Genomic DNA, 17,514 nt, shown 5'->3' on the forward strand with positions numbered 1-17,514 from the left:
GCTACTACGCCTGCTCAGGAGATGCCGAGCTCGTTGTCGATGAAGTTGAGAATCTCGTCCGCCGTCGCGTCGGCCAGCCGGCCGGCCACGTCCTCCTCGGCCGGTCCGGAGTCCGGGCGCCTCTCCTTCCAGGAGAAGAGCAGCTGCTCCAGCCGGGCCGTGATGTCCTCGGAGGTCTCGCACCCGGCCGCGACGACGGCCAGCCTGGCCTCGATGCGGTCGAGCTCGGCCAGGATCTGCCGGTCCGCGCTGTGCGCCGGTGGCGCGATCTCCTCCAGCAGGTGCCCGGCCAGCGCGGCGGGGTTGGGATAGTCGAAGACCAGGGAGGCGGGGAGCCGCAGCCCGGTGGCGGTCCTGAGGCGGTTGCGCAGTTCCACCGCGGTCAGCGAGTCGAAGCCGATCTCCTTGAACGCCCGGCCGGGCTCCACGGTCTCGGACCCGGCGAAGCCGAGCACCGCGGCCACGTGGCTCCGTACCAGGTCCAGCAGCATCGGCGTCCGGTCGGCCTCGGGGAGGGCCGCCAGCCGGTCGGTGAGTGACTCGGTCTCCTGCGACTCGGCCGTCACGACGCGGCGGGCCGTGGTCCGCACCAGGCCGCGCAGCAGCGGGTGCCCGAAGCCGGCCGCCGCGCCCGCGCGCAGCGTGGCGAGGTCGAGCCGCATGGGTACGAGTGCCGCCTGGTCCGCGCCCAGGGCCAGGTCGAACAGGTCGAGGCCCTGGTCCAGGTCGAGCGCGCCCATCCCGGACCTGTTCAGCCGGCCGATGTCGGCCTCGTCCAGGTGGCCGGTCATCCCGCTGCCGCTTCGCGGCGACCACAGGCCCCAGGCCAGCGACGTCGCCGCCTGCCCGCGTGCCCGGCGGTGCTGGGCGAGCGCGTCCAGGAAGGCGTTGGCCGCCGCGTAGTTGCCCTGGCCGGGGCTGCCGAACACACCGGCCGCGCCCGAGTACAGCACGAACCGCGCCAGGTCGAGCCCGGCGGTGAGCTCGTGCAGGTTGACGGCCGCGTTGACCTTCGGCCGCAGCACGGCCTCGACGCGTTCCGGGGTGAGCGAGGAGATCATCCCGTCGTCCAGCACGCCCGCCGTGCTGAACACGCCGGTCAGCGGGTGCTCGGCCGGGATGTCCGCGAGCAGCGCCGCCAGGGCGTCCCGGTCGGCCGCGTCGCACGCGACGATCCGCACGGTGGCGCCCAGCCCGGTCAGCTCCTCCTCCAGCGCGGCGGCGCCGTCGGCCTCGGGGCCACGGCGTCCGGCCAGGACCAGGTGCCGCACGCCGTGCCCGGTGACCAGCCGCCTCGCCGCGAGCGCGCCGAGCGCGCCGGTGCCGCCGACGACGAGCACGGTGCCCTCGCCGTCGAGCTCGGCGGGCGTGGTCAGCACGACCTTGCCGATGTGGCGGGCCTGGGCGACGTGCCGGAACGCGTCGCCGGCCCGGCGGACGTCCCAGTCGCGGATCGGCGGCAGCCGGAGCGCGTCCTCCGCGAACAGCGCGACGACCGTGGCGAGGATCTCGCCGGTGCGCGCGGTGTCGAGCCGGGTGAGGTCGAAGTCCTGGTAGCGGGCGGGGAGCATCGCGGCCGGGTCCCGCACGTCCGTCTTGCCCATCTCGACGAACCGCCCGCCGGGCCGCAGCAGCCCGAGCGAGGCGTCGACGAACTCCCCGGCGAGGGAGTTGAGGACCACGTCCACCCCGGCGCCGAAGGTCCGCGCGAACTCCAGCGTCCGCGAGGAGGCGATCCGCTCGCGGGGCACGCCCAGCGCGTGCACCGCGTCCCACTTGCCCTCGCTCGCGGTGCCGTAGACCTCGGCCCCCAGGTGGTGGGCGAGCTGCACGGCGGCCGTCCCGACGCCGCCGGCGGCGGCGTGCACCAGCAGCGACTCTCCGGCGCGGAGATCGGCCAGGTCCACGAGCGCGTGGTAGGCGGTGACGAAGGCGATCGGCACGGACGCCGCCTCGGCGAACGTCCACCCGTCGGGGATCCGGGCGAGCAGCCGGTGGTCGGTGACGGCGAGCCGGGCGAAGCCGTCGACGATGCCCATCACCCGGTCGCCGACCGCGAGCGTGGTGACGTCGTCGGCGACCTCGGTGACGACGCCCGCGCCCTCGCCGCCCATGGGGGCGTCGCCGGGGTACATGTCCAGGGCTATCAGCACGTCGCGGAAGTTCAGCCCCATCGCCCGGGTGGCGATCCTCACCTGGCCGGGGGCCAGGGGCGGGTTGTCCGAGGGCAGCAGCGCCAGGTTGTCGACCGTGCCCCGGCCGGTCACGTCCAGCCGCCAGTTCGCGGTCCCGGCGGGCGGGACCAGCGCGTCGCCGCGCCCGGATCCGGCGCGGGCCAGCCTGGGCGTGTACGCCGTCCCCTCGCGGAGCGCGAGCTGGATCTCCCCACCGGCCAGTACGGCGGGCAGCGCCCGGTAGGAGTCCGGGTGCCCGTCCAGGTCGAGCAGGATCAGCCGGTCCGGGTTCTCCGACTGCGCCGACCTGGCCAGTCCCCAGACTGCGGCGTTGCGCAGGTCCGCGACCTCGTCGTGGCCGGTCGCGGCGACCGCGCCGTGGGTGACGAGGACGAGCCGCGAGGACGGGAAGCGCTCCTCGGCCAGCCAGGTCCGCAGCAGGTCGAGCACCTCGCGGGTGCGGTCGGCGACGACCCCGGCGAGCGGGCCCGCCGGTCCGCCGTCCAGCGACACGCACACCAGGTCGGGCACCTGTTCCGTCGCGAGGAGCGCGGCCAGGCTGTCGTATCGCGCGGCGTCGATCCCGGCCCTGGACAGGCCGGTCGCGTCGCCGACGGCGGCCCACCGCTGCCCGGCCGGTGCCTCTCCGGCCGGGACGGGCGCCCAGTCGAGGGCGTAGAGCGAGTCGCGTGCCGTACCGGCGGCCGGGGCGGTGCTCGCGGCGGGCAGCGGGCGCAGCAGCAGGGCCGCCACGTCGGCGACCGGGGCGCCCGCCTGGTCGGTGACGGTGAGCGCCACGCGCCCGGCCTCCGGGATCGACAGCCGGGCCCGGATCGAGGTGGCCCCGGTGGCGTGCAGCCGCACGCCGGTCCAGGCGAACGGCATCTGCGGCCCGGCCTGCGCGCCGGTCGGGTGCAGCGCGACGGAGTGCAGCGCCGCGTCGAGGAGCGCGGGGTGCAGGCCGAACCCGCCGGTGTCCGTGCCCTCCGGCAGGGCGACCTCGGCGAAGACCTCCTCGCCGCGCCGCCAGACGGCGTGCAGTCCCTGGAAGGTCGGGCCGTAGCCGAGACCTGCCTCGGCCAGCCAGCCGTACATGCCGGACACGTCGACGGCCTCGGCGCCCTCGGGCGGCCAGGTCGCGGTGTCCTGGACCGGCCGCCGGGCGGCGCCGGTCGCGAGGACGCCGACGGCGTGGCAGGTCCACGGGTCGTCGGACAGCCCCCGGTCGGGCCGCGCGTGGACGGCGAGCGTGCGCCGTCCCTCGTCGTCGGGCGCGCCGACGGAGAGCTGCAACTGGACCGCGCCCCGCTCCGGCAGGGTGAGCGGCGCCTGGATGGTGAGCTCGTCGACGAGGTCGCAGCCGACCTCGTCACCGGCGCGCAGCGCGAGCTCGACGAAGGAGGTTCCCGGCAGGATCGCCTGCCCGTTGACCGCGTGGTCGGCGAGCCACGGGTGTGTCCTCAGCGAGAGCCTGCCGGTGAGCAGGACTCCCTCCGCTCCGGCGAGCGACACGGCCGCGCCGAGCAGGGGGTGCCCGGCCGCGCCCAGGCCCGCGGCGCCGACGTCGCCGGGCTGGGAGGTGCGCTCCTCCAGCCAGTAGTGCTGGTGCTGGAAGGCGTAGGTGGGCAGGTCGACGACGCTGGGCCGGGCGGGGGCGACGGCCCGCTCCCAGTCGACGTCGCCGCCGCGCGCCCACAGCTCGGCCGCGCTGGACCACATCCGGCGCTGGCCGCCCTCTTCGCGCCGCAGGGTGCCGATGGCCGTGACGTCGTGGTCGGCCGCGTCCGCGGTCTCCTGGACGGCCATGGTCAGCACGGGGTGGGCGCTGCACTCCACGAAGACGCCGTGACCCTGCTCCATCAGCGCGCGCACCGACGGCTCCAGCTGGACCGGACGGCGCAGGTTGGTGTACCAGTACCCGGCGTCGAGCTCGGCGCCGTCGATCCAGCCGGCGGTCACGGTGGAGAAGAACGGGGTGTGGCCGGTACGCGACGCGACCGGCGCCAGCAGCGTGGCGAGCTCGTCCTCGATCGCGGTGACGTGCGCGGAGTGCGAGGCGTAGTCGACCTCGATCCGCTTGGCCCGCACCCCGGCCGCCTCGCAGTCGGCGAGCAGCTCCTCCAGCGCGTCCACGTCACCGGAGACGACCGTGGCGGCCGGGCCGTTGATCGCGGCGATCGACACCCGGCCGTCCCAGCGGCCCAGCCGCCCGGCCACCTCGGCCGACGGCAGCGCGACGGAGACCATCCCGCCCCGGCCGGCCAGTGCCACGATCGCCCGGCTGCGCAGCGCCACCACCCGGGCGCCGTCCTCCAGGGACAGCGCGCCCGCCACCACCGCGGCGGCGATCTCACCCTGGGAGTGACCCACCACCGCCGCCGGTGTGACGCCGAGCGACTGCCACAGCTGGGCGAGCGAGACCATCATCGCCCACAGCACCGGCTGGACCACGTCCACCCGGTCGAAGCCCGGCTGGCCCTCCTCGGCCCGCAGCACCCCGGTCAGCGACCAGTCCACGAACTCCGAGAGCGCCACCTCGCACTCCGCCATCCGCGCCGCGAACACCGCCGAGGAGTCCAGCAGCTCGACACCCATGCCGAGCCACTGCGACCCCTGACCGGGGAAGACGAACACCGTCTTGCCGCCGGAGCCGGGCGTGCCCTCGATCACCCCGCTGACGGCGGCGCCGTCCGCGAGCCCGCGCAGCCCGGCGAGCAGCTCGTCGTGGTCCGTGCCCACGACCACCGCGCGGTGGTCGAACGCGGACCTGGAGACGGCGAGCGAGTGGGCCACGTCCTCCGGGCGCGCCCCGGATCCGGCGAGCGCCCGCGCCAGCCGTCCCGCCTGGTCGCGCAGGGCCTGGGCGGTCCGCCCCGACAGCACCCACGGCACCGCGGGCAGCGCCGGAAGTTCCGCCGCCTCGTCCTCCCGGGCGTCGTGGGCGGGGGCCTCCTCCAGCACCACGTGCGCGTTCGTGCCGCTGATGCCGAACGACGAGACGGCGGCGCGGCGCTCGCGCCCGCTGTCCGGCCAGGTGACGGCCTCGGTCAGCAGCTCCACGCCGCCGGACGACCAGTCCACGTGCGGGCTCGGCTCGTCCACGTGCAGCGTCTTCGGCAGCACGCCGTGCCGCATCGCCATCACCATCTTGATGACCCCGGCCACCCCGGCCGCCGACTGGGTGTGGCCGATGTTCGACTTCACCGAGCCGAGCCACAGCGGCCGGTCCTCGGGCCGGTCCTGGCCGTACGTGGCGAGCAGCGCCTGCGCCTCGATCGGGTCGCCGAGGGTGGTGCCCGTGCCGTGCGCCTCGACCGCGTCCACGTCCGCGGGCGACAGGCCCGCGTTCGCCAGCGCCTGGCGGATCACCCGCTGCTGCGAGGGGCCGTTCGGCGCGGTGAGGCCGTTGCTCGCGCCGTCCTGGTTGATCGCCGACCCCCGCACCACCGCGAGGACCGGGTGGCCGTTGCGGCGCGCGTCCGACAGCCGCTCGACCAGGAGCATGCCGACGCCCTCCGACAGGCCGAAGCCGTCCGCCGCGCCGGCGAAGGCCTTGCACCGGCCGTCCCTGGCGAGCGCGCCCTGCAGGCTGAAGCCGATGAAGCCGAGCGGGGTGCACATCACCGTGACACCGCCCGCCAGGGCGAGGTCGCAGTCGCCGTTGCGCAGCGCCTGCACCGCCAGGTGCAGCGCCACCAGCGACGACGAGCACGCCGTGTCGACCGTGACCGCGGGCCCCTCGAACCCCATCGCGTACGCGACGCGGCCGGAGGCGATGCTGCTCAGCGTGCCGGTGACCAGGTGCCCGATGGACTCCAGCGGGACCTGGTCGGAGTGGCGGCCGTACTCCTCGTAGGCCGCGCCCACGAACACGCCGGTCCGGCTGCCGCGCAGCGAGCCGGGGTCGATGCGGCCGTGCTCGATCGCCTCCCAGGAGGCTTCGAGCAGCAGCCGCTGCTGCGGGTCCATCGCGAGGGCCTCGCGCGGGCTGATCCCGAAGAACTCGGGGTCGAACTCGCCCGCGCCGAGCACGAAACCGCCGTCTTGTGTGTACGAGGCGAAGACCGCCTCCGGGCTCGGGTCGTAGATCCCGTCGACGTCCCAGCCCCGGTTGCCGGGCAGCCGGGAGATGGCGTCCCCGCCCTCGGCGACGAGCCGCCAGAGGTCGTCGGGGCCGTTCACCCCGCCCGGGGTGCGGCAGCTCATCCCGACGATCACGATCGGGTCGTCGGACACGTCGCCGCGAACCGCACCGGCGGTCACGACGTCCCCCCGCACGCCCAGGATCTCGGTCCTGGCCAGCTCCGCGAGCGCCTTCACGTTCGGGTAGTCGAAGACCACGGTGGCCGGCAGGCGGATGCCGAGGGCGAGGTTGAGCCTGCCGCGCAGCTCGACGGCCGTGACGGAGTCGAAGCCGAGGTCGCGGAAGGCCCGGTCGACGCCGACCTCCGACGGGTCCGCGTAGCCGAGCACCCCGGCCACCTCCTTGCGGACCTGGGCCACCAGGAGGCGGGTCTGGTCCTGCGGGCTGAGCCGGACCAGCTGGGCGCCCAGCTCGGACACCTCTCCGGCACCCTCGCCGCCGGTCGCGCCGCCGGTTTCGAGCACCGCGACGGCCTCGGGGACGCCCTCCAGCAGCGGGCGGCGGCGGGCGATGGTGAAGAGCGGGGCGAAACGCGGCCAGTCGATGTCCGCGATCACCAGGGTGGTCTCGTCGTCGTCCAGCGCCTGCCAGAGTCCCTCGACGGCCGTGAGCGGGTCCATGTAGCGGACGCCGCTCCTGCGGGCGTCGTCCTCGCCGAGCAGCGTGGTCATCCCGCCACCGGCCGCGTCCCAGAAGCCCCAGGCGATCGCCGTCCCGGGAAGGCCCCGGGAGCGGCGGTGCGTGGCGAGCGCGTCGAGGAACGCGTTGCCCGCGGCGTAGGCGCCGTTGTGGGAGCCGCCCCAGACACCGGCGCCGGAGGAGAACAGCACGAAGGCGTCGAGCGGTCCGGCGAAGAGCTCGTCCAGATGGACGGCGCCGGTGATCTTGGCCCGGGTGGCCTCGGCCAGCTCGTCCGGGCGAAGGTCGAGCAGCGGCTGGATGTGCGGGACCCCGGCGGTGTGGAAGACCGACCGGATGGTGTCGCCGCCCGCCTCGACCTCGGCGACCAGCGCGGCGAGCGCGGCGCGGTCGGCCACGTCGCACTTGGCGACCGTGACCCGCGCGCCCAGTTCCTCCAGTTCGGCGACGAGTTCCGTGACGCCGGGGGCGTCCGGGCCGCGCCTGCTGGTGAGGAGCAGGTGCTCGACCCCGCCGCGGGCGAGCCCGCGCGCCACGTGCGCGCCCAGGCCGCCGGTGCCGCCGGTGATCAGGGCGGTGCCGCGCGCCCGCCAGCGCTCGGCCGGGACCGGCCGCCGCCTGGGCGCCCTGGTCAGCCTCCTGGCGAAGGTCCCGGAGGCGCGGACGGCGAGCTGGTCCTCCTCCCCGGCTCCGGCGAGCACGCTCACCAGGCGGTTGAGGACGCGCGTGTCGAGGGTCTCCGGCAGGTCGACGGTGCCGCCCGGCCGGTCGGGGTGCTCCAGGGCGAGGACGCGGCCCAGCCCGGCCACCGCGCCCTGCCCGGGGTCGCGGACGAAGTCGACGCGGCTCACGCTCTCGCCGCCGTCGGTGCCGATCCACAGCGGCACGTTCAGGCCATCCGTGGCCTGGATCAGCGAGAGGGTCCGGGGCAGGTCGCAGTACAGGGTGAGGACGCCGACGGGGGCATCGTCGCCGTACGGCAGCGCCTCGCCGCCGGAACCGTCGCCCAGCCCGACCACCTCGGGCCTGGCCCCGTGCCGTTCGAGGGCCTCGGCGACGGCGAGCACCGAGGCGTCGGCGGCGCGCGCCGCCGGGACCGCGATCAGCCAGGTGCCGGACAGCGCGGACGGCCTGGCGTCCGGCAGGGTGACGGGTTCCCACGTCACGTGGTAGCGCCACGAGTCCAGCACGTCCTGCTCGCGCCTGCTCCGGCGCCAGGACGACAGCGCGGGCAGCACGGCGGCGAGCGGCGAGCCGTCCTCGATGTTCAGCGTCGCGGCGAGCGCGGCCACGTCCTCGCGCTCCACGGCCGACCAGAACTCGGGGTCGACGGCGTCGGCCGCCTGCTCGGGCGCGGCGCCTCCCCGCATGAACCAGAAGCGCTTGCGCTGGAAGGCGTAGGTGGGCAGGTCGACGCGCCGGGGGCAGGCGTCGGCGAAGTAGGCGTCCCAGCCGACGGCGACGCCCCTGCCGTGCAGGTGGCCGAGGGCCTCGACGAGGGCTCGCGCCTCGTCGCGGTCCCTGCGCGCGGTCGGCACGAAGGCGACGGCGTCGTCACCGTCGAGGATCTGCCTGGCCAGGCTGGTCAGGACGGCGTCGGGGCCGATCTCGACGAACACCGTGGCGCCGCCTGTGCGGGCGGTGGTGACGGCGTCGGAGAAGCGGACGGCCTGCCGTGCGTGGTCCACCCAGTAGGCGGGGTCGGTCAGCTGTCCCGGCTGGGCGCGCCTGCCGGTGACGTCGGAGACGATCGGCACCTCCGGCTCGTGGTAGGTCAGCGACCGGGCGACCTCGCGGAACTCGTCCAGCATCGGCTCGACCAGCGGCGAGTGGAAGGCATGCGAGACGCGCAGCCGCCGGGTGCGGGCGCTCACCAGGGCGGCGATCTCCTCCACGGCGGCCTCGCCGCCGGAGATCACCACGGCCTCCGGGCCGTTCACCGCCGCGATGCCGACGTCACGCCCCTCCAGCAGCGGCAGCACCTCGGCCTCGGAGGCGGCGATCGCCAGCATCGCCCCGCCCGCCGGGAGCGCCTGCATCAGCCGGGCCCGCTCGGAGACCAGCGTGCAGGCGTCGGGCAGCGAGAGCACCCCGGCCACGTGGGCGGCGGCGATCTCCCCGACCGAGTGGCCGACGAGCACGTCCGGGGTGACGCCGAGCGAGGTGAGCAGCCGGTAGAGGGCGACCTCGAAGGCGAACAGCGCGGGCTGGGTCATGCCCGTCTCGGCCAGCACCTCCTCGGGACCGGAGAACATCGCCTCGCGTACGGGATGCGGCAGCATCGGGTCCAGGACCTTGCAGACCTCCTCCAGCGCGTCGGCGAAGACCGGGAACGTCGCCGCGAGGGACGCCCCCATGCCCACCCGCTGGCTGCCCTGGCCCGCGAACAGGAAGGCGAGCTGCCCGCCCGTCCCGCTTCCCGTGACGGTTCCCGGCAGGGGCGCGCTCTCCGCGAGGGCCTGGAGACCGGCCAGGAGCTCGGCCCGGTCCGCTCCGACGACCACCGCGCGCTGGTCCAGTACGGCCCGGCCGGCCGCCAGGGACCAGCCGACGTCCTCGATCGGCAGGTCCTCGTGCGCGGCCGCCCAGGTGTGGAGCCGGCCGGCCTGCGCCGCGAGCGCCTGCTCGTCCCTGGCGGAGACCAACCACGGCACCAGCGGGAGCGGCAGCCTCTCCGGCTCGGCCTCGTCGGGCCGGACGGGCGTCTCCTCGATGATCATGTGGGCGTTGGTGCCGCTGAACCCGAAGGCCGAGACGGCCGCCCGGCGCGGCGCGTCGTGACGCTCCCAGGCGCGGGCCTCGGTGAGCAGCTCCACCGCGCCGGCCGACCAGTCCACGTGCTCGGTCGGCTCGTCCACGTGCAGCGTCCTGGGCAGCACGCCGTTCCGCAGGGCCATCACCATCTTGATGACGCCGCCGACCCCGGCGGCGGCCTGGGTGTGGCCGATGTTCGACTTCAGCGAGCCCAGCCACAGCGGCCTGCCGGGAGCCCGGTCCTGGCCGTACGCGGCGAGGAGCGCCTGCGCCTCGATCGGGTCGCCCAGGGTGGTGCCGGTCCCGTGGCCCTCCACCGCGTCGACCTGCGAGGGCGACAGGCCGGCGTCGGCCAGCGCCTCCCTGATCACCCGGATCTGGGAGGGGCCGTTCGGGGCCGACAGGCCGTTGCTGGCGCCGTCCTGGTTGACCGCGCTGCCACGGATGACCGCGAGCACGTTGTGCCCGTTCGCCGTGGCGTCGGAGAGGCGTTCGAGCAGCAGCACGCCCACGCCCTCGCCCCAGCCGGTGCCGTTCGCCGCGCTCGCGAACGACTTGCACCTGCCGTCACTCGCCAGGCCCCGCTGCTGGGAGAACTCGATGAACGTGTTCGGGGTCGCCATCACCGTGACGCCTCCAGCGAGCGCCAGCGAGCACTCGCCCCTGCGCAGGGCGTGCACCGCCAGGTGCAGCGCGACCAGCGACGAGGAGCACGCCGTGTCGACGGAGACGGCCGGGCCCTCCAGGTCCAGGGCGTAGGCGACCCGGCCCGAGGTGACGCTGCCGAGCGCCTCCGCGCGGAAGTAGTCGTGGTACATGACCCCGGCGTAGACCCCGGTACGGCTGCCGCGGACCGACACCGGGTCGATGCCCGCGTTCTCGAAGGTCTCCCAGCACGTCTCCAGGAACAGCCGCTGCTGCGGGTCGGTCCCGATGGCCTCGCGCGGGGAGATGGAGAAGAATCCCGCGTCGAACTCGGCGGCGTCGTAGAGGAAGCCGCCGTGCCGTGAGGTGGTCGTGCCCGGGTTGTCCGGGTCGGGGTGGTAGAGGTCCTCGCGCCAGCCACGGTCGGCGGGGAACTCGGAGATCCCGTCACCGCCCTCGGCGACGAGCCGCCACAGCTCCTCGGGCGAGGTGGCCCCGCCCGGGTAGCGGCAGCTCATGCCGACGATCGCGATGGGCTCGCGGTCGCGGCCCTCGATCTCGTGCAGCTGCCGACGGGTTTGCTGGAGGTCGGCCGTAACCCGCTTCAGGTAGTCCCTGAGCTTGTCCTCGTTTGCCATCTCGGGTATTCCTTCTCAGCAGAAGCGCACAGGTCAGGAGACTTCAAGCTCGTTGTCGATGAAGGCGAACATCTCGTCGTCGGTGGCCGTCTCGAAGTGGTCGGCCGCGCCGGAGCCGTTGAGGCCCGTCAGGAAGTCCTTGAGACGGGCGACCAGCCGGTTGCGGGCGACGCTCTCCTCCGCCAGCCCGGTCACGGTGCTCTCGATCTTCTCGATCTCGGCGAAGAGCCGCAGGATCTGCGCCTCCTCGTCCTCCGCCCCGTCGAAGTGGTCCACCAGATACTCGATCAGCTCGATCGAGGTGGGATAGTCGAAGACCAGCGTGGCCGGCAGCCGGAGCCCGGTGACGGCGCTGAGCCTGTTCCGGAACTCGACCGCCGTGAGGGAGTCGAAGCCGAGGTCCTGGAACTGGCGCTGGGGCTCGATCGCCGAGGCGTCGGTGAAGCCGAGGACCATCGCCGCCTGGCCTCGGACGAGGTCCGAGAGCGCCGCCTGGCGCTCCGCGGGCTCCATCGCGGCGAGCCGGTCGGTGAGCCCGTGCATGGCACCCGCCCTGGGCAGTGCCGTACGGGCCGTGGTCCTGGCCTGCACGAACCGGGCGGCGATCAGCGCCGGAAGGTCGTGACTCAGACCGGCGTCGAACAGGGCCAGCCCGTCCGCCACCGGCAGCGGCTTCAGGCCCATCCGCTCCATGCGGCGTATGTCGGCCTCGGTGAGGTCGTCCGCCATGCCCCCGCTCTCCCACAGGCCCCAGGCCAGCGAGGTGCCCGCCAGGCCCTGTGACCTGCGGTGCTCGGCCAGGGCGTCGAGGAAGGCGTTGGCCGCGGCGTAGTTGCTCTGACCGGCGCCGCCGAGCACCCCGGAGAGGGAGGAGAAGAGGACGAACGCGGACAGGTCGAGGTGCTGGGTGAGCTCGTGCAGGTGCCGGGCCGCGTCGGCCTTGGGCCGCATGACCCGGTCCAGCCTTTCGGGGGTGAGCGCGGTGATCACGCCGTCGTCCAGGACCCCGGCCGCGTGCACCACGCCGCTCAGCGGGTGCTGGACGGGGATGGCCGCGATCAGCTCGGCCAGCGTGTCCCGGTCGCCGACGTCGCAGGCCGCGACCGTGACCGTGGCGCCCAGCTCGGTCAGCTCGGCGACCAGGTCGGTGACGCCGGGGGCCTGCTCGCCGCGCCGGCTGGCCAGCAGCAGGTGTTTGACCTGGTAGGTGGCGGCCAGATGCTTGGCCACCAGCGCGCCCAGGCCGCCGGTGCCGCCGGTGACCAGCACCGTCGACTCCGGGCCGAAGTCCAGGCGCTCGTACTCCGGTACGGCCGCGCGGGCCAGGCGAGGCGACCACAGCGCGCCCGCCCGCACCGCGATCTGCGCCTCGCCGGAGGCGAGCGCCTGGTCGACCGTTCTCGGGTCCAGCGGCCCGGCCTCCACGTCCAGCAGCGCGAACCGGCCTGGCTGTTCCGCCTGCGCCGCCCGCACCAGGCCCCACACCGCGGCCTGTGCCGGATCCACGTCCTCGACCTCGGCGACCGCCACCGCGCCCCGCGTCACGAGCACCAGCCGCGAGGAGGCGAACCGCTCCCCGGCCAGCCACTCCCGTACCAGGCCCAGCGCCTGGTGCACCCCGGCCTGGACCTCGACCAGCACGCACTCCGGGATCTCACCGGTCAGCGAGTCGGCCAGCGAGTCGGTCGGCGAACCGGCTGGTGATTCGGCCCGCGATTCGGCCACCACCCACCCGGGCGTCTCCGCGGCGGCGGAGACGGCCGGAGCCGCGCTCCACTCCAGCCGGTACATGTTCTGGCCCGCGGTGTTGCCCAGCCCGGCCGTGGACAGGGCCCGAAGCGTGAGCGCCTCGATGTCGGCCACGGGCACGCCGCTGCCGTCGGCGATGTTCAGCGTGAGGCCGACACTGCCGACGTTGGCGGTGGCGTTTCTCGTCGCTCTGACGCGCAGGGTGGTGGCGCCGACCGCGTGGACCGACACCCCATTCCAGGCGAACGGCAGATACGGCCGACCCGGCTCCGGAGCGGGCAACAGATCACCCAGCGCGCTGGCGTGCAACGCCGCGTCCAGCAACGCCGGATGCACCCCGAAACGCGCCGCGTCCCCATGCGCCTGCTCAGGCAACACGATCTCGGCCAGCACCTCACCGGGACGCACCCACGCCCGCGCCAACCCCTGGAAGGTCGGCCCGTACTCCAGGCCGATCTCCGCCAGCCGCTCATACAAGTCCTCGACCGCGACCCCCACCGCATCAGCCGGAGGCCACACCGCCACCTCAAAGCCCGGCTCTGTGCTCTGTTCGGCCAGCTCGCCTTGCGCGTGCAGACTCCAGTCCTGGACATCGTGGGCTCGCGAGTGAATCGCCACCGGCCGCCCACCCGACTCCTGCAACGCGCCGACCACCACCTGCACCCGCACGCCACCGTCCTCGGCCAGCACCAACGGGGCCTGCAACGTCAACTCCCGCACCAGCGGGCACCCCAACTCCTCACCCGCGCGACCGGCCAGCTCCACCAACGCCGTCCCCGGCACGATCACCGTCCCGTTGACCACGTGATCGGCCAACCACGGCTGCGCGGCCACCGACAGACGACCACTGAAGACCACCGACTCACCACCGGCGACCTCCGTCACCGCGCTCAGCAGCGGGTGATCGACCCCCTCCAGCCCGGCCGCGTCCATGTCCCCGGCCTCGGCCTGCGCCGCCACCCAGAACCGCTCCCGCTGGAAGGCATACGTCGGCAGATCCACCCGCGCCGGCCGAGCCGGAGCGAAGAACGCCTCCCAATCAACCGCGACCCCACGAACCTGCAACTGCCCCAGAGCCCTGACCAGCGTCCGAGCCTCATCCCTGTCCTTACGGGCGGTCGAGACGAACACACCGTCCTCGACACTCTGCTGAGCCAGCGCGGTCAGCGTGGTGTCCGGCCCGATCTCCACGAACACGTTCGCCTGACAGGCGGCCACCCCGTCGGCGAACCGCACCGCCTCCCGCACATGCCGCACCCAGTACGCCGGGTCGGTCAACAACCCCGGCTCGGCGGGACGGCCCGTCACATTGGAGACGACCGGGATACTCGGCTCGGCGAAGGTGAGTGCGGAGACGATCTGCTCGAACTCCGCCAGCATCGGCTCCATCAACGGCGAGTGGAACGCGTGCGAGACCCGCAGCCTGCGCGTCCGCGCGCTCACCAGGGCGGCGATCTCCTCCACCGCGCTCTCGCTACCGGAGATCACCACGGCTTCCGGCCCGTTGACGGCAGCGATGCCGACATCCTGGCGGCCTTCCAGGAGGGGAAGGATGCCCGCTTCGGGGGCGGCGATGGCCAGCATCGCCCCACCCTCCGGAAGCCCCTGCATCAACCGCGCCCGCGCCGTGACCAGAGCACACGCGTCAGGCAACGAGAGCACCCCCGCCACGTGAGCAGCCGCGATCTCCCCCACCGAGTGACCCACCAGCACATCCGGGGTCACCCCCAGCGAAGCCAGCAGCCGGTACAGGGCCACCTCGAAGGCGAAGAGGGCCGGCTGGGTCATGCCCGTCTCGGCCAGCACACCGTCAGGGTCGGAGAACATCACCTGGCGTACGGGGTGCGGCAGCAGCGCGCAGACCTCGTCCAAAGCCTCGGCGAACACCGGGAACGCCGCCGCCAGCTCACGGCCCATCCCCACCCGCTGACTGCCCTGACCCGCGAACAGCATCGCCAGCCTGGCTCGCCCGCGTACCGGACCGGACTCGACCACCGGCTCGCCCGGCTCGCCCTCGGCCAGTGCCGACAGCGCCTCCAGCAGTCCGGTACGGTCGGCGCCGACCACCGCCGCGCGCTGCTCCAGCAGCGCCCGGCCCGTCGCCAGCGACCAGCCGACATCCGCCACGTCCAGCTCCGGCCGCGCCAGCATCCAGGACCTGAGGTGCCGCGCCTGTGCCCGCAGCGCCGCCACCGACTTCCCGGAGAGCAGCCACGGGACGGCGGGCAGGACCTCGCCCGGCTCACCGTCCGGTTCGGCCGGAGACTCCTCCAGGACGACGTGCGCGTTCGTGCCACTGATCCCGAAGGACGAGACCGCCGCCCGGCGGGGGCCGTTCTCCGGCTCCCAGGGACGGGCCTCGGTCAGCAGCTCCACCGCGCCCGCCGACCAGTCGATGTGCTCCGACCGCTCCTCGGCGTGCAGGGTCTGCGGCATGACACCGTTGCGCAGCGCCATCACCATCTTGATCACACCGGCCACACCGGCGGCGGCCTGCGCGTGACCGATGTTCGACTTGATCGAGCCGAGCCAGAGCGGCCGGTCCTCGGGACGGTCCTGGCCGTACGTGGCGAGGATGGCCTGTGCCTCGATCGGGTCGCCCAGGACGGTCCCGGTGCCGTGCGCCTCGACCACGTCCACGTCCGCGCTCGACAAACCGGCGTTGGCCAGCGCCTGCCGGATCACCCGCTGCTGCGAGGGACCGTTCGGGGCGGTCAGGCCGTTGCTCGCGCCGTCCTGGTTGACCGCGCTGCCCCGCAGGACCGCGAGGACCTGGTGACCGTTGCGCCGCGCGTCCGACAGCCGCTCGACGAGCAGCATGCCCACGCCCTCCGAGAGGCCGACGCCGCCCTCCGCCTGGGCGAACGCCCGGCAGCGGCCGTCAGGCGACAGGTTGCGCTGCCGGGCGAACTCGATGAACGTCCACGGGGTGGCCATCACCGTCACCCCGCCCGCCAGAGCCAGATCGCAGTCACCCGAGCGCAGTGCCTGCGCCGCCAGGTGCAGCGCGACCAGCGACGACGAGCACGCCGTGTCCACGGTCATCGCCGGTCCCTCGAACCCGAAGGTGTACGACACCCGGCCCGAGGCGACGCTGCCCGAGTTGCCGGTGCCGATCAGGCCCTCCAGCTCCTCCGGTACGGAGGAGAGCTGGTTCGCGTAGTCGTGGTACATCACCCCGGCGAACACGCCCGTCCGGCTGCCGCGCAGCCCGTGCGGGTCGATCCCCGCGCGCTCGATCGCCTGCCAGGAGCTCTCCAGCAGCAGTCGCTGCTGCGGGTCCATCGCCAACGCCTCGCGCGGCGAGATCCCGAAGAACCCGGGGTCGAACTCGGCGGCGTCGTACAGGAAGCCGCCGTGCCTGGTGTAGGAAGTGCCACGGTTGCCGGGCTCCGGGTCGTACAGCTTGTCCAGGTCCCATCCGCGATCGGTGGGGAACTCGCCCACCGCGTCGCCCGCCCGCGCCACGAGCCGCCACATGTCCTCGGGCGACTCGACCCCGCCGGGGTAGCGGCAGGCCATGCCGACGATCGCGATCGGCTCGTCGTCCCCGGCCGGGACCCGCGAGGTGACCGCGACCTCCCGCTTGCCGAGCAGCTCGCCGGACAGGAACGGGACGAGCGCCGCCTGGGTCGGATAGTCGAAGATGAGCGTGGCCGGCAGCCGCATTCCGGTGACCTGGCCGAGCCGGTTACGGAACTCCACCGCCATCAGCGAGTCGAAGCCGAGCTCCTGGAAGGAGACGCCGTCGTCGAGCGCGGACGCGTCGGCGAATCCGAGGACCACGGCCAGCTGGTCGCGTACCAGGTCCTCCAGCACGGCCCGCTGCCCTGCCGGAGGCAGGCTCGCCAGCTGCTGCTTCAGGGTGGCCGCCGCCTCCGAGGCCGCCGTGACCACCCGCCTGGCGGGGGCGGACACCAGGCCGCGCAGCAGCGGTGGCAGCGAGTCCGCGTGACCGCTGAGGATCTTGAAGTTGAGCTGGGCCGGGAGCAGCGTGGCCCGTCCCGTGCCGAGTGCGGCGTCGAGGAGGGTGAGGCCGTCCTCGGTGGTGAGCGGGTCGACGCCGGAGCGCGCGAGGCGCCGCAGGTCGGCCTCGTCCAGGTCGGCCAGCCCGCCCTCGCGCCACAGGCCCCAGGCGAGCGAGGTTGCCGCCAGGCCCCGTGATCTGCGGTGTTCGGCCAGGGCGTCGAGGAAGGCGTTGGCGGCGGCGTAGTTGCCCTGCCCGGGACCACCCAGCACCCCGGCCATCGAGGAGAACAGCACGAACGCCGACAGGTCGAGGTGTTGGGTGAGCTCGTGCAGGTGCCAGGCGGCATCCGCCTTGGGCCGCATGACCCCATCCAGCCGCTCGGGGGTGAGCGCGGTGATCACACCGTCGTCCAGGACCCCGGCCGCGTGCACCACACCCCTGAGCGGATACTCCGCCGGGATACCCGCGATCAGCTGCGCCAGCGCGTCCCGGTCACCGACGTCGCAGGCCGCGACCTCGACCGTGGCGCCCAGCTCGGTCAGCTCCGCCACCAGGTCGGTGACTCCCGGCGCCTGCTCGCCGCGCCTGCTGGCCAGCAGCAGGTGTTCGACCTGGTAGGTGGCGGCCAGATGCCTGGCCACCAGCGCGCCCAGGCCACCCGTGCCACCGGTGACCAGCACCGTGCCCTCCGGCCTGAACACCGGAACACGATCCTCCTCGGCCGGCGCCACCGCCGTACGCACCAGACGCGGTATCCACACCGCACCGGCGCGTACCGCGACCTGCGCCTCACCCGAGGCG

2 protein-coding genes are annotated in these 17,514 nt (G+C 74.2%); both read right to left on the reverse strand.

The features are described from left to right. Positions 1-14: 14 nt before the first annotated feature. A complete protein-coding gene (locus ACSC1Q_RS41160) occupies positions 15-10,994 on the reverse strand; it encodes a type I polyketide synthase (RefSeq protein ID WP_436764177.1) in 10,980 nt (3,659 codons plus the stop codon). Between the two features lie 33 nt (positions 10,995-11,027). Further along, positions 11,028-17,414, reverse strand: coding sequence for a type I polyketide synthase (locus ACSC1Q_RS41165; protein ID WP_436764178.1), 6,387 nt, complete (start codon positions 17,412-17,414; stop codon positions 11,028-11,030). Positions 17,415-17,514 lie beyond the last annotated feature (100 nt).

The organism is Streptosporangium heterodermiicola (assembly GCF_051390675.1).
GTDB lineage: Bacteria > Actinomycetota > Actinomycetes > Streptosporangiales > Streptosporangiaceae > Streptosporangium.

Excerpts from the sequence above, each read along its gene's own strand:
- ACSC1Q_RS41160 (WP_436764177.1), bottom strand. The coding sequence starts at position 10,994 with ATGGCAAACGAGGACAAGCTCAGGGACTACCTGAAGCGGGTTACGGCC.